Annotated in this window: 23 protein-coding genes; all 23 read left to right on the forward strand. The window is 52.3% G+C overall.

Features of this window, described 5'->3' with window-relative positions; translation table 11 throughout:
* Window positions 1-34: 34 nt before the first annotated feature.
* The 23 genes from F456_RS0107600 (at window position 35) to F456_RS0107710 (ending at window position 21,266) form a co-directional block, all read left to right on the forward strand.
* Window positions 35-1,123, forward strand: a complete 1,089-nt coding sequence (locus F456_RS0107600; RefSeq protein WP_018976413.1) for a prephenate dehydrogenase — start codon at window positions 35-37, stop codon at window positions 1,121-1,123.
* Window positions 1,124-1,574: 451 nt separating this feature from the next.
* A complete protein-coding gene (locus F456_RS0107605; protein WP_018976414.1) occupies window positions 1,575-1,922 on the forward strand; it encodes a hypothetical protein in 348 nt (115 codons plus the stop codon).
* 217 nt (window positions 1,923-2,139) lie between these two features.
* The gene (locus F456_RS0107610) at window positions 2,140-2,865 is read left to right on the forward strand and encodes a DUF4274 domain-containing protein (RefSeq protein ID WP_018976415.1); all 726 of its coding nucleotides are present in this window, start codon (window positions 2,140-2,142) and stop codon (window positions 2,863-2,865) included.
* 98 nt (window positions 2,866-2,963) lie between these two features.
* Window positions 2,964-3,407: a hypothetical protein gene (locus F456_RS0107615; protein ID WP_018976416.1), complete on the forward strand. Its 444-nt coding sequence runs from the start codon at window positions 2,964-2,966 to the stop codon at window positions 3,405-3,407.
* A 14-nt stretch (window positions 3,408-3,421) separates the two neighbouring features.
* Window positions 3,422-4,042, forward strand: coding sequence for an immunity protein Imm33 domain-containing protein (locus tag F456_RS0107620; protein ID WP_018976417.1), 621 nt, complete (start codon window positions 3,422-3,424; stop codon window positions 4,040-4,042).
* Window positions 4,043-4,340: 298 nt separating this feature from the next.
* Window positions 4,341-4,946 (forward strand): RNA polymerase sigma factor, encoded by a 606-nt coding sequence (locus tag F456_RS0107625; RefSeq protein ID WP_018976418.1) that lies wholly within the window; start codon window positions 4,341-4,343, stop codon window positions 4,944-4,946.
* Complete coding sequence (locus F456_RS22060) at window positions 4,936-5,556, forward strand: hypothetical protein (protein WP_018976419.1); 621 nt, start codon at window positions 4,936-4,938, stop codon at window positions 5,554-5,556. The genes F456_RS0107625 and F456_RS22060 overlap by 11 nt, the downstream gene beginning before the upstream one ends.
* Before the next feature lie 47 nt (window positions 5,557-5,603).
* Entirely contained in the window at window positions 5,604-6,209 is a 606-nt protein-coding gene (locus tag F456_RS0107635) for a histidine phosphatase family protein (protein ID WP_018976420.1), read from the forward strand.
* 305 nt (window positions 6,210-6,514) lie between these two features.
* A complete protein-coding gene (locus tag F456_RS0107640; RefSeq protein WP_018976421.1) occupies window positions 6,515-6,718 on the forward strand; it encodes an IDEAL domain-containing protein in 204 nt (67 codons plus the stop codon).
* A 144-nt stretch (window positions 6,719-6,862) separates the two neighbouring features.
* Window positions 6,863-7,522: a DUF1405 domain-containing protein gene (locus F456_RS0107645; RefSeq protein ID WP_018976422.1), complete on the forward strand. Its 660-nt coding sequence runs from the start codon at window positions 6,863-6,865 to the stop codon at window positions 7,520-7,522.
* A 170-nt stretch (window positions 7,523-7,692) separates the two neighbouring features.
* The gene (locus tag F456_RS0107650; protein WP_018976423.1) at window positions 7,693-8,046 is read left to right on the forward strand and encodes a nucleotide pyrophosphohydrolase; all 354 of its coding nucleotides are present in this window, start codon (window positions 7,693-7,695) and stop codon (window positions 8,044-8,046) included.
* Entirely contained in the window at window positions 8,043-8,843 is an 801-nt protein-coding gene (gene dapB / locus F456_RS0107655; RefSeq protein ID WP_018976424.1) for a 4-hydroxy-tetrahydrodipicolinate reductase, read from the forward strand. The genes F456_RS0107650 and dapB overlap by 4 nt, the downstream gene beginning before the upstream one ends.
* Window positions 8,844-8,880: 37 nt before the next feature.
* The gene (locus tag F456_RS0107660) at window positions 8,881-9,309 is read left to right on the forward strand and encodes a methylglyoxal synthase (RefSeq protein ID WP_026293729.1); all 429 of its coding nucleotides are present in this window, start codon (window positions 8,881-8,883) and stop codon (window positions 9,307-9,309) included.
* Window positions 9,302-10,000 carry a bacillithiol biosynthesis deacetylase BshB1 gene (bshB1, locus tag F456_RS0107665; RefSeq protein ID WP_018976426.1) on the forward strand — a complete coding sequence of 233 codons (699 nt, stop codon included), beginning with the start codon at window positions 9,302-9,304 and terminating at the stop codon, window positions 9,998-10,000. The genes F456_RS0107660 and bshB1 overlap by 8 nt, the downstream gene beginning before the upstream one ends.
* A 57-nt stretch (window positions 10,001-10,057) precedes the next feature.
* The gene (bshA, locus tag F456_RS0107670) at window positions 10,058-11,215 is read left to right on the forward strand and encodes an N-acetyl-alpha-D-glucosaminyl L-malate synthase BshA (protein ID WP_018976427.1); all 1,158 of its coding nucleotides are present in this window, start codon (window positions 10,058-10,060) and stop codon (window positions 11,213-11,215) included.
* A 51-nt stretch (window positions 11,216-11,266) separates the two neighbouring features.
* Window positions 11,267-12,580, forward strand: a complete 1,314-nt coding sequence (locus F456_RS22065; RefSeq protein WP_051086716.1) for a CCA tRNA nucleotidyltransferase — start codon at window positions 11,267-11,269, stop codon at window positions 12,578-12,580.
* The gene (locus F456_RS0107680; protein ID WP_018976429.1) at window positions 12,577-13,713 is read left to right on the forward strand and encodes a biotin--[acetyl-CoA-carboxylase] ligase; all 1,137 of its coding nucleotides are present in this window, start codon (window positions 12,577-12,579) and stop codon (window positions 13,711-13,713) included. Before F456_RS22065 ends, F456_RS0107680 begins: the two co-directional genes overlap by 4 nt.
* A 344-nt stretch (window positions 13,714-14,057) precedes the next feature.
* Entirely contained in the window at window positions 14,058-14,984 is a 927-nt protein-coding gene (panB, locus tag F456_RS0107685; RefSeq protein ID WP_018976430.1) for a 3-methyl-2-oxobutanoate hydroxymethyltransferase, read from the forward strand.
* Window positions 14,981-15,892, forward strand: a complete 912-nt coding sequence (panC, locus tag F456_RS0107690; RefSeq protein WP_018976431.1) for a pantoate--beta-alanine ligase — start codon at window positions 14,981-14,983, stop codon at window positions 15,890-15,892. Before panB ends, panC begins: the two co-directional genes overlap by 4 nt.
* The gene (gene panD, locus F456_RS0107695; protein WP_018976432.1) at window positions 15,885-16,268 is read left to right on the forward strand and encodes an aspartate 1-decarboxylase; all 384 of its coding nucleotides are present in this window, start codon (window positions 15,885-15,887) and stop codon (window positions 16,266-16,268) included. Before panC ends, panD begins: the two co-directional genes overlap by 8 nt.
* A gap of 158 nt (window positions 16,269-16,426) precedes the next feature.
* Window positions 16,427-19,291 carry an ATP-dependent DNA helicase DinG gene (gene dinG / locus F456_RS0107700; RefSeq protein WP_026293731.1) on the forward strand — a complete coding sequence of 955 codons (2,865 nt, stop codon included), beginning with the start codon at window positions 16,427-16,429 and terminating at the stop codon, window positions 19,289-19,291.
* A 24-nt stretch (window positions 19,292-19,315) separates the two neighbouring features.
* The gene (locus F456_RS0107705; RefSeq protein WP_018976434.1) at window positions 19,316-19,993 is read left to right on the forward strand and encodes a redox-sensing transcriptional repressor Rex; all 678 of its coding nucleotides are present in this window, start codon (window positions 19,316-19,318) and stop codon (window positions 19,991-19,993) included.
* On the forward strand, window positions 19,956-21,266 hold the full coding sequence (locus F456_RS0107710) for an amidohydrolase (RefSeq protein WP_018976435.1): 1,311 nt from the start codon (window positions 19,956-19,958) through the stop codon (window positions 21,264-21,266). Before F456_RS0107705 ends, F456_RS0107710 begins: the two co-directional genes overlap by 38 nt.
* The last annotated feature ends 11 nt before the right edge of the window (window positions 21,267-21,277 follow it).

Raw genomic sequence — 21,277 nt, forward strand, 5'->3', positions numbered from 1 at the left:
GAATGAATACCCCAACAAAGCGAGGCTGACCTTTATGAAAATTGCCGTGATCGGCGTAGGGCTGATCGGCGGCTCGCTGGCACTGTGCTTCCGCGGGAAGCCGGATATCGAGCTCGTCGGATTTTCCCATCGGCAGGATCTCGCCGATCTGTGCGTGGAACGCGGAGTCGTCGACTCCGCGACCCTGTCGTTGGAAGAAGCGGTGCAAGACGCCGACTTTATTTTTCTCTCCACTCCTGTCGGATTGCTGGAGACATACTTGGAACAAATCAACGCCCTGCCGCTGAAAAAAGGCTGCATCGTTACCGATGTGGGCAGCACCAAAGCTTCGATTGCCGGAAGAGCGAGAGAGTTGGACTGGGGCGAAGCCTGCTTCATCGGCGGTCACCCAATGGCCGGTTCAGAACGCTCGGGTGTGCAGGCGGCGACTTCGCTGCTGTTCGAAAATGCTTATTATGTGCTGACACCTGAACCTGACACCGATCCTAAATCAACCGAAGCGCTTACCCGGCTGCTTGAGTTGACACGAGCCAAAGTGATCTGCTTGGAACCGACTCAGCACGACGAAATTGTAGGTGCAATCAGCCATCTGCCGCATATTATCGCTGTAGCGCTTGTCAATCAGATAAGCGGTTATCATGACAATAATCCGCTATATCGTACGCTGGCCGCAGGCGGTTTTCGTGATATTACCCGAATTGCGTCCAGTGATCCCGTCGTCTGGCGTGACATTTTACTGAACAACCGCTTCAATCTGTTAAAGCTTCTACGCGATTGGAACGAACAGGTAGAAGGATTTATTGATCAACTTGAGCGTGAAGATGGAGAGGGAATCTCGGAACGCTTCCGCAGCGCCGGCGATTTCCGCAACGAACTGCCTGAACGGCGTAAAGGTGCAATTGCCAAAACGTACGACTTGTACCTCGATGTTCCCGACCATCCAGGCATTATCGGCCGTATTACGACTGAACTCGGTTCACGAGGCATCAACCTGAGCAACCTGCAGATCATCGAGAGCCGGGAGGATGTACCGGGCCTGATGCGGCTGTCTTTCCGGGACGAAGTGCATATGGAACGGGCGAAGGAATCTTTGGAGTCGTTGGAGTTTGATGTATATGTGTGACAATAGGACGACAAAATAAATAAAATAAGATGAATAAAAAAGGCTGTAGAGCAATTTCTACGGCCTTTTTATAAGGTTATTGTTTTTTGAACAAAAAAGGAAAAGAAAGCGTTGACATTTTGGAAGCGTATACATATAATAAAAGTACAGTATGGTTTCTCTCCACTCCTATACCACTAGTGTACTCAGAGTAGTACGCAGGCCGCTCACAGTGAGCGGTCTTTTTTTGTGTTCATTTATCTTCGGAATTATGCAGCAGACTTGCGAATTTTGTGTTTTTTTTCGCGAATTTTGCTTATTCATCGTGGCAAAAGTTATTCTTCCGGGTAAAAGCAAGATATAAGTTTACTGATCAAGCGATTCTTAGCTATGACACAGAGATGCAGGCTGCCCGAAGTGCCGGGCAGCCTGCTGATGTGAATGCGGCGGAGCACGCAAGGAGGAGTAAGACATGGCCGAAATAAAGCCAAAACTGCAGTCGCTGCGTATACCGGCCGGATGGAAAGTTGATGTGAATACGCTGTACGAATTGGAGCCTTCTCTTCAGACGATTGATTGGTTTTCCGGTTCTATCTTGTTCAGCGCCGTTCAGCGGAAACTCGGTTATGAGGTATATGTGCGTTGGGAACCGCAGAGCGATCCAGCGGGAGTTTTTTTCCTGCAGCGTTATTTGCTTAAGTATGAGGAACAAGGCGACAGCGTACTTGAAGGTTATTTTGTCGATGAGCAGCGGATCGGTGATCGTCAACGGCTGGTCGAACGGCTGGAAGCGTATATGTTGATGTCCGAATGGACTTGACGTATTACTTTTGCGCATAGACTGCGGCAGTGCCGGCTTGATGCCGAAGCTGCCGCTTTTGTTTTGCTCATTTGTTTTACTCCGATGCTTTACTCAAAGAGACGTAAGGAACATGTCTAGAAGCAGCAGTAATCATTTTGACTTGAACTGAACGCATTCACATAGGATACTGTAGGATAAGCACTTAGTGAGAACGAAGCTGTAAAGGAGCCAGGTTATGACGAATTGGGCAGAAATAGCAAGAACTAAAAACGTGCATGCCGTCCGCACGGCGGCCGGCGAATTGGATGTAAACGAGAGAGACGAACGGGGACGCACGCCATTGATGCTGTTTATGACATATAAGCTGCCGACCGAAGCCGTAGAAATTTTGCTCGAAAAAGGTGCAGAGATCGAAGTTACAGACAAATTGGGCGAGACGGCACTGCTGAAAGCAATCAAATTCCACCAAGAAGGTGCGGTTAAGCTGCTGTTGAAATATGGGGCGCAGATCGATTCGCCGCGCGGAATCCGTGCAACGGCGTGGAATGAAGCCGCTTCGCGCGGCGATCGTGCTCTGGCTGATCTGCTGGCCGATACAAGAGGAGCGGTAAGGCTTACGCTTACATCGGAAGAGCAGACAACCTTGGACAGTCTGCTTCATGAGGAGAACCGGAATGTACTGCTTCAAACGATCCGCCGAATCGATTCTCCCGTACTCCTGCATGCTTTCGTGAACAAATACAATTGGGAAGACGGTCCGGAATTGATGTTTGCCGTTATGGAAAATCCGTCTTGTGCTGAAATTACTCTCCTTGATATGTACGATTTAGCCGACGGCGACTATTGGCTGGATCTACGTGAGGAAGATTACGCGGAAGATGAGCAAAGACGGAAATTTAGGAAGCTGGCCGAGCAGCTGCGTTCTAGGCTGGAAGCTTCGATGCCGGAATTGGGACGCTGATTGACACCGATCTGCGAAGCAGCTGTCGAAGAATGGGAAGTTTAGCAGGACCATTCGCGCGGTTAAGTCCGCGCATTTTATAGATCGGAGGACGGACAGTGAACAGAGAACAGGCGGTCGAGCGATTGAAGAAACACGCCTTTTTGCAGGAAGATACAGAGGATGCGGAAGCTCAAAATGGTTTTCTGGGGATGCTGCGTCCTTTTCAGGGAGAATTGATTGAGGAAAACTTCCGTGAAGTGATGGAAATCTTGGATGTATTGGCGGAGGAGCTGGAACAGGATAAGCTTGATCGGACCATCCTGTCATGTTTATGGGGGATCTGTCAATATGGACGGGCGTGGGCAGTCGAACCTGACGGTATGCTGCGAAGCAGCGAGCTTATTTCCGATGAGCAGCTCAAACAGATGGCACAGTGGATCGATATGCTGTCCTACGCCGTTACGATGCTGCTTGAGGGCGGAGGACGAGAGGAAGCGTTCTGGACTTACAAGGAATATTTGAATGAACAAGAGCGTATCCGTAAAAAGAACGAATTCTGATCGGGAGGGAAAAGATGGTGCAGATCACGAAAACAAAAATGATCGGATCACGCACATTTACGGTCAAGTGCGATGAATCTTTGGAGAAGCAGGGAGAGTTCTTGTTGAATCTGTTTCGGGATACGGAAGAAAAGGCGGGCCTTCTGGAAGACGGTATGAAAATTCAAGTCGGCTGGAGCATTTTGTTTGTGCACGAACTGGATCGGGACAATGTTGAAATTCTGGCGCCGGATTATACAACGAATCCGTTCGCGCGCACAACCGACGATCTGTCTGCCACGCTCTCCGTGCAGCTGGCGCAAAATCAGGTATTGAAGATGACAGGTGCCACAGGAGAAACGGTTTTGTTCCAGGACACACTGGTTTCCTCGGAACAAGCGTTAGCAGCGGATCGCGTCTACCTAGAGCGAACTGATCATCGGGAAGACGGTCGTTCGGGATGGTACTTGGGCCCGGTCGAAGGGCAGGTCGAACAAGAGGATCTGCGCTTGTACTACGTATTTCAGCTGTTCAATACACATCCCGGCGTGCTGAAAATGCTGCTGCTTCCCAAAGGGTATGTAGCCGTGTTGAACGATGGTGATGTAGAAGCCGTACTTGATCCGGAAGATCGGAATGTATGGCCGACCGGTTGAACAGACGCAATTTAAGACGCAACCCTAAATAGGAGTAAGACAGGTTGTAAGGCAAAAAGCTCTGCAGACCGCTTTTGCAGAGCTTTTTACGATGCGAAAACTACACGGCAACCAGACAAAATGGTTGGAAAACAGGGTGAAAGTATAGAAAAAAGAGAAAGTTGGCCGCACTCTGCAACTTTTTTCTGAACACGCACGTCTAATGGTCGATTACCCGGCTTTTTTGCAAAGTACGGGCATTGTGATAAAATGGGCTGTAGAGTTTTTTTGCGGCGAGCGAGGGAGGGGCACGTTTTCGATGGAAGATTCCCAGTTGATTCGGGAAATTAAAGCGGGGAATGTCGAACTTTACTCGGTTCTAATGCGACGTTATCAGCGCAAAATCCTGGCATTTACGTATTATATGTTGAAGGGCGCGGGCCTCGGCCATCTTGCCGAAGACGTCAGTTCGGAAACTTTTTATAAAGCATTCAAGAGTCTTCAGTCATTCCGGGAAGTGGAAGCTTCCTTCTCGACATGGCTGTATACAATTGCCAGAAATACGGCACTTAGCGAACTGCGTCGCCACCGTACAACGAATGTACCGCTTGAAGATGGCGAATTGATTACCGATTCGTCGGTTGAAGCGGCACCGGAACAGGCGCTGCTGCGCAGCGAACAGGTTGGCATGGTACGGACGGCAATCGATAACCTGCCGGAGAAGCAGCGCGCTGCGCTAATCCTTCGCGAATACGATCAGATGGACTATCAGGAAATTGCACGCATTCTGGGTCAGAGTATCAGTTCAGTCAAGTCTCTGCTGTTCCGGGCACGACTCAGTATCAAAAATCAGTTGGAACCCTACTATTACGGACTGGTCTACGAAGAGGAGATCTACAAGGGGATGAGACCGAATGAAGGGTAGAGAAGATGGCGGACACCGGATAGGGATGCGCTGGAATTCTCATACACAGCGCCCCATCGATGCGAAAGACGGATCGTTTCGTCCGGAGGATCGACTGGACGAATCGTTCGACTCTGATGGATTTTCAGATTTGGACGATCTGCTGCAGGAGGCGGCCTTAGACATACCGGAAATGAACGCCGAGCGAATGAATCGCAGCGTGATGGACCGGATTTATGAAGAGTCTCCTTGGCTGCTTCCGGGCGAAACCAAGACTTATGCTTCGCAGCATCGGTTTCGCAGCCGTGCGGCCGTCTGGATCGCTGCGCTGCTCGCCGTCTTTCTCGTCAGTTTCGTGTATCTCGCGGGTTGGGGAATTCCAGACCAGCAGAAGAGCGCAGCTCAAAATGTTCCTGCCGGTGTGATTTTGCAGCCGCTGATGGTAAAAGCGGGTGCGTCTGACTCAGCGGATACCGAGGCGGATGATCAGCAGACTTCAGGCCGCGGCATTGTTGATCCTTTGGTTGCCCAAATTGGGCCTACGCATCCGCAGTACTGGATGTTCTTATCACTGACCGGGATGGGGCTTGCGCTGCTGTCGTTGACTCGGCTTGCAACGATGCGCAAATAATGGACACGAATTGTATGCAAAGCTTATAGAGAGGTTGGGAGACGTTGATGCTAATCGGATTGATCAGACACGGACTTACCGACTGGAATGCGGCAGGCCGGATACAGGGTCGAAGCGATATTCCGCTTAACGATGAAGGACGGAAACAAGCAGGTAGGTTGGCCGAACGACTTGCGGAAGAATCGCAGCAGTGGGATTTCGTGATTTCCAGCAATCTACTAAGGGCAGAAGAGACGGCGAAGATTATCGCCGACAAACTAAACCTGCCGCTGCTTGAAGCGGATGCCCGATTGACGGAGCGGGGATTTGGTCAAGTAGAAGGGTTGACGCTGGCTGAACGGGAAGAACGTTTTGGAGCCGATTGGAATATGAGAGATTTGGGGCAGGAGAAACTTGAAGCGCTTGAAGAGCGCATGCTTGCCTTTATGGCTGATTTGGAGATTAAATATCCGGATCGTAATGTTTTGGTCGTTACTCACGGTGGTCTGCTCGCCCAATTGTATACGTCTTTATATAAGGATCGATTGACGGAACGAATCGGAAACCTGTCTCTTACCGTATTGGAAAAGAGAGAGGACTTGTGGGAACCGTTGATTTTCAACTGCACGAAGCATCTGCTTGCCGAAGCTTCGTCAAGCGAAAACAGGAATTAAATAGTTGGAGTTCAAGCCTTTTCCGATTTCTTCGGAGAAAGGCTTTTTTTGTTTTAATGCTGACGGAAAATTCTTGCTAAATAAAATTGGCATTTTTTTTCGAATCATGGTGCACATTCAGCGATTATGGTTATAAACAGGGAAAGGAGTTGCTTTCTTTTCTCTTGCTTCTTAGGAAACGAGAAAAATGATCACGCTCCCAATTTTTCACTTAAGGGTTCGCGGGGGAATCCTGAACATGTCTACAGTCGTCGAAGCATAAGCAATAGTCGGTGATGATACGATAAACTCGGGAGGTGCGTCCTTTGGACAAGATGAAAGCTGCTTACGAAGTGATGTTGGGTCTGGCCGCCGAGATGGTATGGGATGAAGCGCTGCGTCTACGGCGCTGCGAAACGCTGCAGCAGGACATTGATGCGGCACTTGCCAGAGGAGATGAATTGGCTTTTCTGGCACTGACAAGTGAGCTAAAAACACTAGAACGCAATACGACGTTGACTCCATCTTGATGCTTGCCAACTAGAAGACGTGAAAGTTAAAATAGAAGCGGGTTCATAAAAAGCCTGGTCGCAAATGCGGCCAGGCTTTTTATGGGGAATGCGGCCTTGCATCATTCTACAGGGCCGTTTCAATTTTTGTACGGGAGGAACGACATGTTATTTTCGTGGTTATGGGGCCGTGCCCTTTTGACCGACCGCCGAATTCTCTGGCTGCTGTTTGTCAGCAATCTGATCGGGACGATTTACGGTTATTACTGGTACGGGAATCAGCTGGTTGACGTTTGGAACACTCATCCGGTATGGCAAATCGTTTTCGTACCGGACAGTCCAACAGGAAGCCTGTTTTTCACACTTGCGGTACTTGGGCTTTTATTTCCTCCGTCCTCGCGCTTTATGCGTGCAATTGTCCGCCTGATTGAAGCGCTGGCCGTAGTGACGTCTGTGAAATACGGAGTCTGGGCAATCACTATTATTTTCTGGGACGCTGCGCTTGGACAGTCTATTCATCCCTTGAGCTGGATGCTGATCTTTTCACACGGTATTATGGCGCTGGAAGCTCTTCTCTATGTGAGATTTTTCAGCCTCGGAACACTCTGGCTTATACCGGCCGCAGTTTGGACTTTTGCCAATGACACCGTCGATTATACATACGGCATCTTTCCTTATTTATCGGCGCAGCATCTGGAGCGGCTGGATCAGGTGCGGAACTTTACATTTGCGCTGACGGCTGCAAGCGTGCTGGCCGGATGGTTGTCCATTCGCGGTGCAGGCAGAGGCAGCCGTTCGGTGGAGCCTATGAAAAGAGTGAGATGAGGGACGCTGTCTTCTATGTAGACTGCTTTTCACAGTTTCTGTGAATGTAAGGACGCTGTCTTCTGTGCAGACTGCTTTTCACAGTAAAACAATTTGTGTTCAAAAACCCTTTGCGATAACATAGGGAAGAATGCAACTGAGCTTAGATCACGGAGGAGGCTGACGCCGGCATGGAAAAAAGTCTGGCGGAGATGCAGCGCGAAGTCGACCGCTACATCTCGCAGTTCAAAGAGGGATACTTTAGTCCATTGTCCATGCTCGCCCGGATGACCGAAGAGGTCGGCGAGCTGGCACGGGAAGTGAACCATAGCTTTGGCGAAAAGCCAAAAAAGAGCGGGGAAGAAGAAAATTCGATCGAATTGGAGCTTGGCGATATCTTGTTTATAACGCTGTGTTTTGCCAATTCGCTGAATATTGATCTGACCGAGGCTCATGATAAAGTGATGCATAAATTCAATACGCGGGATAAAGATCGTTGGACTCGAATAGATGCCGACGATCAGCAGAAGGAGGAGCAGGAATGAGTGAAAAAATCAGGGTAGCTGTCGCCGGAGCAGGCGGACGTATGGGGCGCGAGGTCGTCAAGATGGTGCTTGCAGATGATGCTTTGGAGCTGGTGGCGGCGATTGATCGTTCTGGCGCCGGAACGGATGCCGGAGAACTAGTCGGTCTTAAACCCTGCGGCATTACGGCTTCCGACAATCTGGACTCCGCGCTGGCGAATGCCAAGCCTCATGTACTCGTAGATTTTACCGTTCCGTCGGTCGTCTACAGTAACACAGTGACGGCAATTAAGCACAAGGTGCGTCCAGTCGTGGGAGCGACAGGTTTTACACCGCAGCAGATTGAAGAACTGGATGGGCTTTGCCGCGAAGCGAAAATTGGTGGATTGATCGCTCCGAATTTTTCGGTCGGTGCGATTCTAATGATGCAGTTTGCGGCAAAGGCTGCGGAATATCTGCCGCATGTCGAAATCATCGAGTATCACGGCGACCAGAAGCTGGACGCGCCATCGGGCACATCGATTAAGACAGCAGAGCTGATTGCCAAGGGACGAGAAAAGTTGAAGCAGGGAAATCCCAACGAAGAAGAAATTCTTCCTGGCGCACGAGGCGGCGAATACGAAGGCTTCCGTATTCACAGTGTGCGTTTGCCTGGCGTGTTTGCGCAGCAGGAAGTTGTATTCGGCGGCTACGGACAGAGCCTCAAGATCCGCCATGATTCTTATGAACGGGCCGGTTACATGCCGGGTGTGAATATCGGAATCAAAAAAGTAATGGAGTATGAAGGCATGGTATACGGATTCGAACATTTGATGTAAATTTATTTTATAAATCATGGAGTCGGAAAGAGGGGTTTTGATGCAGATCGCATTTATCGCGCATGACCGCAAAAAAGATGAAATGGTCAATTTTGTTACGGCTTATGAACAAGCGTTTACGGGATGCCAGCTGTATTCTACGGGAACGACAGGACAGCGGATTATGGAAGCGACGAATTTGAAAATTCACCGTTTCATGTCGGGCCCTCTCGGCGGCGATCAGCAGATCGGAGCATTGGTGGCGGAAAATGAGCTGGATCTGATTATCTTTCTCCGCGATCCGCTGATGGCGCAGCCGCACGAACCGGATATTACAGCGCTGCTTCGAATCTGCGACGTACAGGGAATTCCGGTGGCGACGAATGTTGCAACAGCGGAAATCCTCGTCAAAGCGCTTATGCGGGGAGATTTCGCATGGCGCGAGCTGGTACATAAATACAAGCCGGGACTTGAAACTGATGAGTGAAGCGCTCGACATCCTGGTGTTCGGCGCCCATGCCGATGACGTAGAGATCGGGATGGCAGGCACGATCGTCAAGCATACGCGCGCAGGCTATCGGGTCGGCATCTGCGATCTGACTTTTGCGGAGATGTCTTCCAACGGCACAGTAGAGCTGCGTAAACAAGAAGCCGAGTCGGCCTCCGCCGTACTCGGCCTCTCCATGCGCGGGAATCTGGGCCTGCCGGATCGGGGATTGATTCGTACGGAAGAGCATATTCGGCTTATTACGTCCGAAATTCGCAGATGGTCGCCTCGAATTGTGTTCGCTCCGTATTGGGAAGATCGGCATCCGGACCATATTGCATGCAGCCGTTTGGTCGAAGAAGCGGTTTTTAATGCCAAGCTGCGCCGTTATATGCCCGAATCTGCTCCTGTCACAGTAAGTCAGCTGTATTTTTACTTTATCAACGATCCGGGGCCGGCCGATTTAATGGTGGACGTCACGGATGTCTACGAGGAAAAAGAAGCGGCGCTTCGCTGCTATGCCTCACAGTTCACAGCTCCTTCGCAGGGATCGGACACTGTCGCTACTCCACTGACCGCACAATATGTGGAGCGAGTGAAGGCGCGGGATTCGCTGCTCGGGCAGAGACGCGGCATCAGTTACGCGGAAGGTTTTGCTTCCCGTCTTCCGTACACAGTTAATCTTTTCTAAAATCAGATTCAAACTTATTTCGACATGGCAAGCAGCGAGAAAGGAGTTCCGGCCTCAATGAACGAAACACTCAAAATCGGCATTACCTGTTACCCCTCGCTCGGCGGATCGGGAGTGGTAGCGACGGAACTGGGCAAGCTGCTGGCGGAGAAGGGACACGAGGTCCACTTTATCACGCACAGCATTCCTTTCCGACTGGGGGCCTTTCATAAAAATATTCATTATCACGAAGTTCAGATTAGCGATTATTATGTTTTCCGTTATCCGCCGTACGACTTGTCGCTGGCGTCCAAGATGGCCGAAGTGGTCAAGCGGGAAAAACTCGATATTCTGCATGTTCATTACGCGGTACCGCATGCGGTCTGCGCTTATTTGGCGAAACAGATTGTCGGTGAGCAGCTGAAGATTGTTACAACGCTGCACGGAACTGATATTACGGTGCTGGGACAAGATGTCATACTCAAAGATCTGATTGCCCTGGCAATCAATCGAAGCGACGCGGTGACGGCCGTATCAGCAGATCTGATCAGACAGACGCGCGAAGCGCTGGACATTACGCGGGATATTGATCTGACGTACAACTTTATCGACAAAAGGGTCTATTATCCGCGTGAAGTATCCGAACTAAGAACCGAGTTTGCGGCACCTGAAGAAAAAATTCTGATGCATATTTCCAATTTCCGGCCGGTTAAACGAGTGCCGGATGTTATTGATATTTTTGACCGGGTTAACCGGGAGCTGCCGTCAAAACTGCTGCTGGTCGGTGAAGGACCGGACATGCCGAAGGTGCAAAGTCGGATTCGGGAACTCGGTCTTGAGGACCGGGTACATTTCTTGGGCAAGCAGGACGAAATTGCTCAGGTTATATCTTTGGCTGATATTTTACTGCTGCCTTCAGAAAAAGAAAGCTTTGGCCTGGTCGCGCTGGAAGCAATGGCCTGCGGCGTGCCGACAGTCGGTTCGGAAGCGGGCGGTATTCCAGAACTGGTGGAACATGGCGTAACAGGCTGCCTCGCTCCAATTGGCGATACGGAAGGAATGGCTGGTTATGCGATTGCGCTTCTGAGCGATCCGGTCAAAAAATCCGCTATGCGGGAGGCTTGTCTGGAACGGGCATATACGATGTTTTGCGATCAAAAGATCATGCGCGAGTATGAAAATATTTATTACCGTGTGCTGGGCCGCAAGCTGCCTGGAGCAGTCGTTCAAGGATAAGCTCCGCAAGGGTAGGGCAGTGCACGCGCATTGGAAAAGAAGGAAATGGAGTTGGAACATTTGACGCAGTGGAAGCATGCCGACCCGGAGCAGGTGCGGCTGAGCGCAGATATTCTGCGGACGCTGGAAGAGGCGGGACATACCGCCTGCTGGGTGGGCGGCTGCGTTCGGGACGAGCTGATCGGCCGTCCGGTTAACGATATGGATATCGCAACATCGGCGCATCCGGAAGAAGTGGATGCGCTGTTTCCGCGGACAATACCGACCGGGATCGAACACGGTACGGTAACGGTTGTCATGGAGAAAATTCCTTTTGAAGTGACGACTTTCCGAACGGAATCGGATTATAAAGACTTCCGCCGTCCGGAGGAAGTTACGTTTGTGCGTTCGCTGCAGGAAGATCTTCGGCGGCGCGATTTTACGATGAATGCAATCGCGCGTGGATTGGACGGCAAATATGTCGATCCTTATGACGGACGCGGAGATTTGGAGCGCGGACTGATCCGCTGCGTAGGCGAAGCCCGCGAGCGGTTCCGCGAAGACGCGCTGCGCATGCTGCGCGGTGTGCGCTTCGCTTCCGTCTTCGGTTACGAGCTGGAACCGAAGACTTGGGAAGCGCTGCTGGAGCTGCGCGGCAATATGCGGCACATTGCCGCAGAGCGAATCAGGGCCGAGCTGGAGAAGATGCTCGGCGGTCCGAAGCCTGCAGAAGGGCTTCTGCTGCTGGCGCGCAGCGGGCTGCTGGCGGAGGCGAAGATCCGCCTGACGCCGCAGGCGCTGGAATCGGCGCGTCCGGAACAATTGGACGTGCTGCCGCCGAAGCCGGCGGAGCTGCGCTGGGCAGCGCTGCTTCAAGGAATCGGCGTGTCCGGCGATGAAGCAGAGAATCTGCTGAAGAGCTGGACGTTTTCAGGCGGATTCGCGAAATCCGCCGCGGCGCTGCTGCGCATAGACGCGCGGATGAACGCGGCGGGATTTTCGACTGAAGTCGCAGCGGAGGAGAAAAACCTTCGGCTCGCTTTTGTACGCTGCGTACTCGACTTCGGGCGGACTGCGGCCGAAAACTGGCGGGTATACCATTCCATGATGGATAAAGCGGACGGGAAATCTACCGCGTGCTTTCAACTTACGGCCGACTGGATGGCAGCGATCCCGGCGGAATCGCCGCGGGAACTGGCACTGGGCGGCAAAGATATTGTAGAACGGCTTGACCGGAAGCCAGGTCCTTGGCTGGGCGATTTGATCCGCCGGCTGTTGGAGGCGACCGCTATGGGAAGCATTGCCAACGAGCGCGAGGCACTGCTGGAAAACCTGGTTCGGATAGAAGAAGTGCCCGGTGCACAGAAGGAGGAGAAATCGGAATGACCCATGACAATGGACGCAAAAGCGGCAGCTGCAAGGAAGTTTCAGGATTGCAGGAAGATACGGCCGGCGGGACAGCTAGCAAGTCGACTTCAGCAGAACTCGGCTCGGCTGCAGTAGAATCCGATCTTTTCGCTTCCGGTACCGGAAGATCGTCCGGCAGTCTCGATCGGCTGCTGGATATGTTCGAAGCTGCAGACGGAGAATATTTGTCGGGCGAGGAAATCAGCCGCCGAATAGGTGTCAGTCGTACAGCAGTATGGAAGCAGATTCGCAGGCTGAAAGACGCCGGTTACGTATTTGATGCCTCACCGAAGCTCGGCTATCGCTTGGAGGCTTCGGGTTCCGCACTCGATGTCCGGCGTATTCTTGCCGGACTGACCACTTCCCGATTTGGGCGGGACTTGACTGTACTGCCGAAGATTGATTCGACGCAGACCGAAGCGGAGAAGAAGGCACGCAATGGAGCTGCCGAAGGGACACTCGTTGTTGCGGAGGAGCAGACGTCGGGACGCGGACGACAGGGCCGAGTCTGGCATTCTCCGCCGGGACGCGGCGTCTGGATGAGCACTGTGCTGCGGCCCGAAGGACCGCTTACAGCTGTACCGCAGCTGACACTGCTGGCTGCGGTCGCTGTCTGCCGTGCAATTCGAGGGGTTAGCGGCGTAGAAGCCGGCATCAAATGGCCAAACGATCTGCTGGCGAACGGACGCAAGCTGTGCGGTATTCTGCTGGAAGCGGTCGTTGAAGACGGGCGGGTCCGTCACTGCATCATGGGAATCGGAATCGACGCCAACTTGGAAGAGGGCGATTATCCGGAGGAGCTGCAGGATAAAGTAACGTCTCTTCTGCGGGAAAGCGGCACTGAAGTCGACCGTTCGGCACTGATCGCTGCTGTCATGAATGAATTTGAGCAGCTGTATATGCTGTATGCGCAGGAAGGATTTGAGCCGATCCGTCTGCTCTGGGAGTCGCTGAGTGTGACTTTGGGTCGTGAGATTGTCGTTCGCGATGTGCGGGGCGAGCGCAGGGGGACGGCACATGGACTTGGAGAACAGGGCGAACTTTTAATGAAAACCGAGGACGGAGCTCTTATACCGGTGTACTCTGGCGATATCGAGATTTATCCAGGATGATTTCCTTCGATACATTTGTTATACTGGCGTAGTGGAGGCGGTATCGGCTGTCAGCCGAACTGCACTGCCGCACGTCAAACGTACTCTAGGTATCATTTATGCTTAAAAGAAAATGGAAATGCCCTGCAGTTCTGCTCTGAGCCGTACGAGGACCGAGACAGATGGGAGAAGCGAATCGTCGCACCCGTTTCTTCTTCACTTTTCGGCCCTTTTGGTGAAAGCTAAAAGGTTGTTTGTGTTGGACGAAATTGTAAATGTCTGCAAACACCTTGACTAAAAGGCTGTTCCCAAATTCGCTTTGAGCGATTTGCGGAATGGGCTTAACCACAAAGGAGCCTGATAATATGACCACAAAAAGACCGCTTAACGTAGTGAAAATCGCTAAGATGAAGCAGCAAAAGGATCGCCTGACGATGATTACGGCGTATGACTATCCATCTGCCAAGCTGGCGGAGGAAGCCGGTGTCGATCTGATTCTGGTAGGGGATTCGCTGGGCAATGTCGTGCTTGGATACGACTCTACAATTCCCGTAACTTTGGATGATATGGTGTATCATTCAAGAGCGACGGCGCGGGGAGCACAGCATACGTTCATCGTGGCCGATATGCCGTTCATGACTTACCACGGAAGCATTGATGAGACACTCAAAGGTGTGCGCCGCCTGATGCAGGAAGGCCATGCGCATGCCGTGAAAATGGAAGGCGGCATAGAGATTGTACCGGCCGTCAAAGCGATTGTGCAGTCCGGAGTTCCGGTTCTTGGCCATATTGGACTGACACCGCAGTCGGTTAATACAATCGGCGGATATCGGGTACAGGGCAAGGATGAAGCCGATGCCAAGCGCCTGATGAACGAAGCGAAAGCGCTGGAACAGGCGGGAGCATTCGCCGTAGTACTGGAACTGGTGGCGGAAGAGACCGCGGCAGCCATTACGCGTGAGCTTTCGATCCCGACAATCGGGATCGGTGCCGGACGACAGTGCGACGGTCAGGTGCTGGTGTTCCACGACGTGGTAAAATATGCCTCTCCTTATATGGAAAAAAGATTCGTCAAGACATTTGCCGATGTCGGCTCGCAAATTCGGGAAGGCATTGAAGATTACGTCAATGAAGTGAAAAGCGGAGCTTTTCCTGCAGAAAACCATGTCTTCAAAGCCGACGAAGGAGTAAGCGAGTCACTCGATTCTCTATACGGCGGCAGCGCCGAACAAGAAACGCCGAAGAATGAAGGACAGCCTTCTGCTAAAGAAGAGGTGGGGGCGCAGAGATGAAAATCGCCAGAACAATTTCCGAAGCCCGAGCTTTTATTAACGAGCTGCGTCAGCAGCAGGAAGGCTCGGCCGCAGGCCGAATCGTCGGTTTTGTACCGACAATGGGATACCTGCATGAAGGTCATGCCAGTCTGCTTCGCCGTTCGCGTCAGGAAAGCGGCATTTCGGTATTAAGTATTTTCGTCAACCCGATTCAATTCGGCCCTAACGAAGATCTGGATCGTTATCCGCGCAGCGAAGAAGCCGACTTGCAGTTGGCTGAACGTGAAGGTGTCGATGTTGTGTTTCTGCCCTCCGTGGAGGAAATGTATCCCGAGGAACGCAGGACGACTGTGACGGTCACAGGCGTGACCGAACGTCTCTGCGGCGCTTCCCGTCCGGGTCACTTTGACGGTGTGGCAACGGTCGTATCAAAGTTGTTCAATATCATCAAGCCCGACAAAGCGTTCTTTGGGGCCAAAGATGCCCAGCAGGTAGCCGTACTTCAGAAAATGGTAAAAGATCTGAACATGGATGTCGATATTGTTCCATGTCCGATTGTACGGGAAGAAGACGGTCTGGCGCTCAGCTCGCGAAATGCATATTTGAGCGAGGAGCAGCGCCGCGAAGCACTCGTGCTGTCACGTTCGCTGCGCGAAGCTTCCATCCGAATCCAAACGGAAGACGTTACACCGCAGCAAATCGTGGATGACGTAACCCAAGCGATTCAAACTTCTCCCATTGCCGAGATCGATTATGTGGAGATGCTCTCATTCCCGGATTTGGCTCCGATTCATCCCGAACATGGTTTATCCGAACTTCGGGCATCCGGAGGCTCCGCCATTTTGGCGCTGGCTGTCAAATTCGGTTCGACCCGTCTGATCGACAATGCCATTATGAAGCTCAAGGAGGCTCCTCTGCATGTATAGAACGATGATGAAATCCAAGATCCACCGCGCAACCGTTACGGAAGCGAATTTGAATTACGTAGGCAGCATTACAATTGACGAAGATCTGATGGAAGCGGCCGATCTGCTCGAAAACGAGAAAGTGCAGGTTGTCGACAATAACAACGGCGAACGTCTGGAAACGTATGTCATTCCCGGACAGCGGGGCAGCGGAGTAATCTGCCTGAACGGCGCGGCGGCGCGGCGCGTACAGCCGGGCGATACGGTCATCATTATCTCCTACGCCTCCATGTCCAATGAAGAGGCGCTTACGCACAAGCCTACAGTCGTCTTCGTAGATGAAGGCAACCACGCTATCGAGACGGCCGTAAAAGAAGTTCACGCTACAATCCGCTAAAGGATACGATCAAGCAGGCAGCGAGGTGCCTTCCGCCGCGTAAAGCGGTGCGAAAGCCTCGCTTTTTTTGGGCTTGGCGGAGTGGTGAAGAGTTTCCCAAACCGCTTCTTCTCTGTTATGCTGGTAAGGAAATACGATTGAAAGGATTTATCGACTCCATGAAATTTGCCGTGCTGGATTTTGAAACGACGGGCACTCAGGCATCGGATGCTATCATCCAGATTGGGCTGAGCGTCATCGACCACGATCTACAGATTGTGGACACGTACCAGTCCCTGGTCAATCCCGGCGTTCCGCTTACTCCTTTCATTACCGAATTGACAGGGATACGCGAAGAACAGCTCGGCGAAGCACCGGGACTGGACGAGGCGATTATCGGAATGATTCCGCTTTTGGACGACGCTGTGCTGGTCGGACACAATGTAGCTTTCGATTTTGGTTTTTTACAGCGTGCGCTCGACCAGACCGGATACCTGCCGTTTACCGGCCGTATTCTGGACACGATCGATTTGCTTCGCATTTTGTACCCTTCGATTACGAGCTACCAGCTTGGCGCAGTGGCTTCCCAGTTCGGTGTTCCGCATGAGCGGCCGCATCAGGCAGACAGTGATGCGTTGGCGACGGCGCACGTTTTTTTGCAGTGTCTGGAAGAGGCAAGATCGCTGCCGCTTATTACCCTGCAGCGCGTGGCCGAACTGCTCGAAGGCGATAGCGACCTCGGCTGGTTTTTCCAGACGTTGGTCGAAGAAAAAGAACTTGAACCGCTTGAGGAAAGCGGAGAATTCAAGTTCTATCGCCAGTTTGCTCTGAAAGCCGGCGAGTGGGGCGAAGTGCCTCCGGCTCGCGACATTCGTGATGGAAATCCGCTCGAAGATGTTTCGTTCGAAGAATTTCTTAATCAGGTACAGGACAACTTGCGCGCCGAGCTGCCGGGCTACGAAGAACGGGAATCGCAAAATATAATGTTTGGCAAAGTGCAAGAAGCGTTCGAAAACGACAAACATCTGCTGATCGAGGCGGGAACGGGAACGGGCAAATCGCTCGGCTACCTGATTCCGGCCATTTACGAGAGCGTAAAAAAAGACCGCAAGGTGATGGTCAGCACCCATACAATCAATCTTCAGGAACAGCTGCGCGAACGTGATGTTCCGCTCTTGACTCGCGTCGTACCGTTCGAATTCCGGGCTTCGGTATTCAAAGGCCGCCGACATTATTTGTGTATGCGCAAGCTTGAGCAAAAAATCGACCGGCGCGAGTTCGTACATCCGGCGGATGATGCGATGACAGCGGCGCAGCTCGTTGTTTGGCTGACCCGTACGGAAAACGGCGACGACGAAGAGCTGAATCTCGGGATCGGCCGCGGTCAAGATTTCTGGGATACCGTTGCCAGCGAGACGGATTCTTGTCTAGGACGCGCCTGTCCGTGGTTCCGCAGCTGCTACTACTATCGGGCGAAGCACGAAGCGTCGATGGCCGATGTCGTCGTGACGAACCATTCGAAGCTGTTCTCCGACGTCAAAGCCGACGATCAGCTGCTGCCCGCATACGAGCGTCTCGTCATTGATGAAGCGCATCATCTCGAGGATGTGGCCGGTAAGCATTTGGGGCTGCATCTAAAATATTTCTCTTTTATCCATGCGATAAACCGCCTGTATAAAGACGGGAAAAACGGACAGCTTCCTGCATTACGCCAGCTGCTCGGACGGATCGGCCATGAGAAGAAAAACGACTGGAACAAGGCGATCGACAACATCATTCCCGAGCTGATCGATGCGAAGGAAAGCTGGGACAAGTTGACGGAACTGCTCTATACGCTGCTGCCCGAACGGGTCGATCCGTCCGCCCCCGAAGCCGGCCAGCATACGCTGCGCCTGACAGCAGGGGAATATCCCAAAGGCTGGGATACCTTGTCGACGCTGGAAGATCAGATCTATGTAGGGCTCGGTGAAGTCATTCGTACAGGCGAGCGTATGGCAGCCTCCGTTAAGGAGGACAGCGGAGACTATACGGCTGAAGGACTGGCAACGGATATTGCCGGTCTGTTTAAAGACTTGTCCGAAGCGCGGGAATCGCTTCGCTTCTTTATGAGGCTTGATGACGGCAGTACGGTGTATTGGCTTGAAGGCAGTTCGCAATTTAAGAGCAAGTCGCTGCAGCTGTATGCAGTGCCGATCGATGTCAGTGCCCAACTTCAGCAGCACTTTTTTGACAAAAAGAAAAGCATTATTCTGACATCGGCTACATTGGCGGTGGATAAAAAGTTCGACTATATGATCGATCAGTTGGGGTTGAAGGAAGCTGATTCAAACAAACGTCTGTTAACGGAAGTGCTGCCATCGCCGTTCAATTATCGGGAGCAGGCGCTTCTTATTGTCCCAAGAGACTTTCCGAGCGTTCGGGGACAGACGGCGGATGCCAGCTTCCTGGCGGCGCTTACCGATTCGCTGGCACAGACGGCGGAAGCGACTCGCGGCAGAATGCTCGTGCTGTTCACTTCTTATCGGATGCTGCGTCAGGTATATGAGCCGCTGAAAGAGATGCTTTCGGCGTCGGGCATATCGCTGATCGGTCAAGGTGTCGACAGCGGAAGCAGAAGCCGGCTTACGCGGCGTTTTCAGGACAATCCGCAGTCGGTACTGCTTGGAACGAGCAGCTTCTGGGAAGGGGTAGATATTCCGGGAGATGCGCTGACCTGTCTGGCTATCGTCCGACTGCCTTTCCAGCCGCCGAGCCATCCGCTGCTGGAAGCTAAGAGTGAACTGCTTAAACGGCAGAACCTAAACCCGTTTATGAAATTATCCGTTCCGCAGGCCGTCATCCGCTTCAAGCAGGGATTCGGCCGACTGGTGCGAACGCGCCGCGACCGCGGCATTGTGATCGTTTACGATACGCGGGTCATCGAATCGTACTATGGCAAATACTTTTTATACTCGCTTCCGGGTCCCAAAATGGAGCATATGTCGCTCGGACAAATTGTCCCGAGAGTCGCCGAATGGCTGGAGCCGGAAGTGCAGACGGATTAACTCTTTCCCTGGGAGGGACATTGAATGAAAGCGGAAAAAATTTCGGAAGCCGTCGTTCGCAGACTTCCCGTTTATCTGCGTCACTTAACCGAACTGCATAAGCGTGAGGTAATGACCGTATCTTCGCAAGAACTGGGACAAAAGCTGGATCTTAACCCGGCTCAAATCCGGAAAGATCTGGCGTACTTCGGTGATTTTGGACGAAAAGGTATCGGTTACGACGTGTCTTATCTGATTGAAAAAATTCGCCATATTCTTAAGTTGGACCGTCAGATTAACGTAGCTCTCATCGGTGCCGGAAATCTGGGGCATGCGCTGTCCAACTATAATATGTATCTGAAAGAAAGCATGAAGATTGTTGCCGTTTTTGACTCGTATGTACCGAAAATCGGCACTAAAATCAACATGCTGACCGTGCAGCCGATCGAGGAATTGAAAGAGACCGTAGTCGAGAAAAATATTCGTGTCGGCATCATTACGGTACCGGACACGGAAGCGCAGCGCGTTGCGGATCAGCTGATTGAAGCGGGTGTTGAAGCCATTTTGAATTTTGCGCCAACGGTGCTCAAAGCACCTCCGGAAGTGCGTATTCATGCGGCCGATTTCACGACGGATCTGCTTAGCTTGGCTTATTATCTCGACAGCGGAAAGGAGACCGAAGTCCATGACAACGACAAACAACCCGAAAAAGTGGATCGTTAGAAACGGCGTATTTGCCACAGCCGAACAAGGAGGTGTCGTTCAGGGCTGCATGGTCATCGATGGCGGCACTATTGTCTACATCGGTACTGAAGAGCCGGAAGACGCTCGGGATCTGCCGTCGATCGACGGAAAGGGACTGCTGTTCATGCCCGGACTCGTCAACAGTCACGGGCATACGGCGATGTCGCTGCTTCGCGGTTACGGCGACGATATGGTGCTTCAGGAATGGCTGCAGACCAAGATGTGGCCGATGGAAGCCAAATTCACGTCGGACGATGTGTACTGGGGCAGCTCGCTCTCAATCGTTGAGATGCTTAAGGGCGGCACAACCACGTTTCTCGATATGTACGATCATATGGACCGTGTGAGCCAGGCGGTTAAGGAGTCCGGAATTCGGGCTTCGCTTACACGTGGTGTAATTGGCCTGTGTTCCGAAGAAGAACAGAAGCACAAGTTGGCCGAAGCGATTACATTTGCGAAAAACTGGCACGGGGCGGCAGACGGGCGCATTACGGTTATGATGTCGCCGCATGCTCCGTATACATGCCCGCCTGCTTATATTGCGCGCTTTGTAGAGGCCGCTCACGATTTGGACCTGCCGCTGCATACGCATATGTCGGAGACAGCAGCGGAAGTAGAGCAGAATGTACGCGATTATGGACTGCGTCCGGTTGCACATCTTGAAAAATTGGGCTTCTTCTCCCGTCCGTCCATGGTAGCGCATGCCGTTCATCTGACAGACCAAGAGATTGAAATTCTGGCGGCGAACAAGGTAGCGGTTTCGCATAACCCGGGCAGCAACCTGAAGCTTGCAAGCGGAGTAGCGAGAGTACCGCAGCTGCTGAAAGCCGGAGTTGTCGTATCGCTGGGCACCGACGGACCGGCAAGCAACAATAATCTCGATATGTTCGAAGAAATGCGTCTGGCTGCTCTTATTCACAAAGGTGTCTCGGGTGACCCGACAGCCGTTCCGGCACTCGAAGCGCTGCGTATGGGTACGCTGTACGGGGCGCAGTCGCTGTATCTCGAGAACCTTGGTACGCTTGCTGCCGGTATGAAGGCGGACTTCGTTGCGCTCGATATCGATCAGGCGCATTTCCTGCCGCGTACAGACTATGTGTCGCATATCGTTTACTCGGCGGCCGGACAGGATGTTCGCCACGTCTGGGTAGACGGCCAACAGGTCGTCAAGAACCGCGAATGTCTGACGCTGGACGAAGAAAAAATCCGGTTTGAAGCCCAAGCGGCATTCGAAGGGCTGCTGGCCCGATAAACCGGATATCG

The sequence above is a fragment of the Saccharibacillus kuerlensis DSM 22868 genome, assembly GCF_000378145.1.
GTDB lineage: Bacteria > Bacillota > Bacilli > Paenibacillales > Paenibacillaceae > Saccharibacillus > Saccharibacillus kuerlensis.

Coding starts and splice junctions, on each gene's coding strand:
- F456_RS0107600 (WP_018976413.1), top strand. CDS start 35: ATGAAAATTGCCGTGATCGGCGTAGGGCTGATCGGCGGCTCGCTGGCA.
- F456_RS0107605 (WP_018976414.1), top strand. CDS start 1,575: ATGGCCGAAATAAAGCCAAAACTGCAGTCGCTGCGTATACCGGCCGGA.
- F456_RS0107610 (WP_018976415.1), top strand. CDS start 2,140: ATGACGAATTGGGCAGAAATAGCAAGAACTAAAAACGTGCATGCCGTC.
- F456_RS0107620 (WP_018976417.1), top strand. CDS start 3,422: ATGGTGCAGATCACGAAAACAAAAATGATCGGATCACGCACATTTACG.
- F456_RS0107625 (WP_018976418.1), top strand. CDS start 4,341: ATGGAAGATTCCCAGTTGATTCGGGAAATTAAAGCGGGGAATGTCGAA.
- F456_RS22060 (WP_018976419.1), top strand. CDS start 4,936: ATGAAGGGTAGAGAAGATGGCGGACACCGGATAGGGATGCGCTGGAAT.
- F456_RS0107635 (WP_018976420.1), top strand. CDS start 5,604: ATGCTAATCGGATTGATCAGACACGGACTTACCGACTGGAATGCGGCA.
- F456_RS0107645 (WP_018976422.1), top strand. CDS start 6,863: ATGTTATTTTCGTGGTTATGGGGCCGTGCCCTTTTGACCGACCGCCGA.
- F456_RS0107650 (WP_018976423.1), top strand. CDS start 7,693: ATGGAAAAAAGTCTGGCGGAGATGCAGCGCGAAGTCGACCGCTACATC.
- dapB (WP_018976424.1), top strand. CDS start 8,043: ATGAGTGAAAAAATCAGGGTAGCTGTCGCCGGAGCAGGCGGACGTATG.
- bshB1 (WP_018976426.1), top strand. CDS start 9,302: ATGAGTGAAGCGCTCGACATCCTGGTGTTCGGCGCCCATGCCGATGAC.
- bshA (WP_018976427.1), top strand. CDS start 10,058: ATGAACGAAACACTCAAAATCGGCATTACCTGTTACCCCTCGCTCGGC.
- F456_RS0107680 (WP_018976429.1), top strand. CDS start 12,577: ATGACCCATGACAATGGACGCAAAAGCGGCAGCTGCAAGGAAGTTTCA.
- panB (WP_018976430.1), top strand. CDS start 14,058: ATGACCACAAAAAGACCGCTTAACGTAGTGAAAATCGCTAAGATGAAG.
- panC (WP_018976431.1), top strand. CDS start 14,981: ATGAAAATCGCCAGAACAATTTCCGAAGCCCGAGCTTTTATTAACGAG.
- panD (WP_018976432.1), top strand. CDS start 15,885: ATGTATAGAACGATGATGAAATCCAAGATCCACCGCGCAACCGTTACG.
- dinG (WP_026293731.1), top strand. CDS start 16,427: ATGAAATTTGCCGTGCTGGATTTTGAAACGACGGGCACTCAGGCATCG.
- F456_RS0107705 (WP_018976434.1), top strand. CDS start 19,316: ATGAAAGCGGAAAAAATTTCGGAAGCCGTCGTTCGCAGACTTCCCGTT.
- F456_RS0107710 (WP_018976435.1), top strand. CDS start 19,956: ATGACAACGACAAACAACCCGAAAAAGTGGATCGTTAGAAACGGCGTA.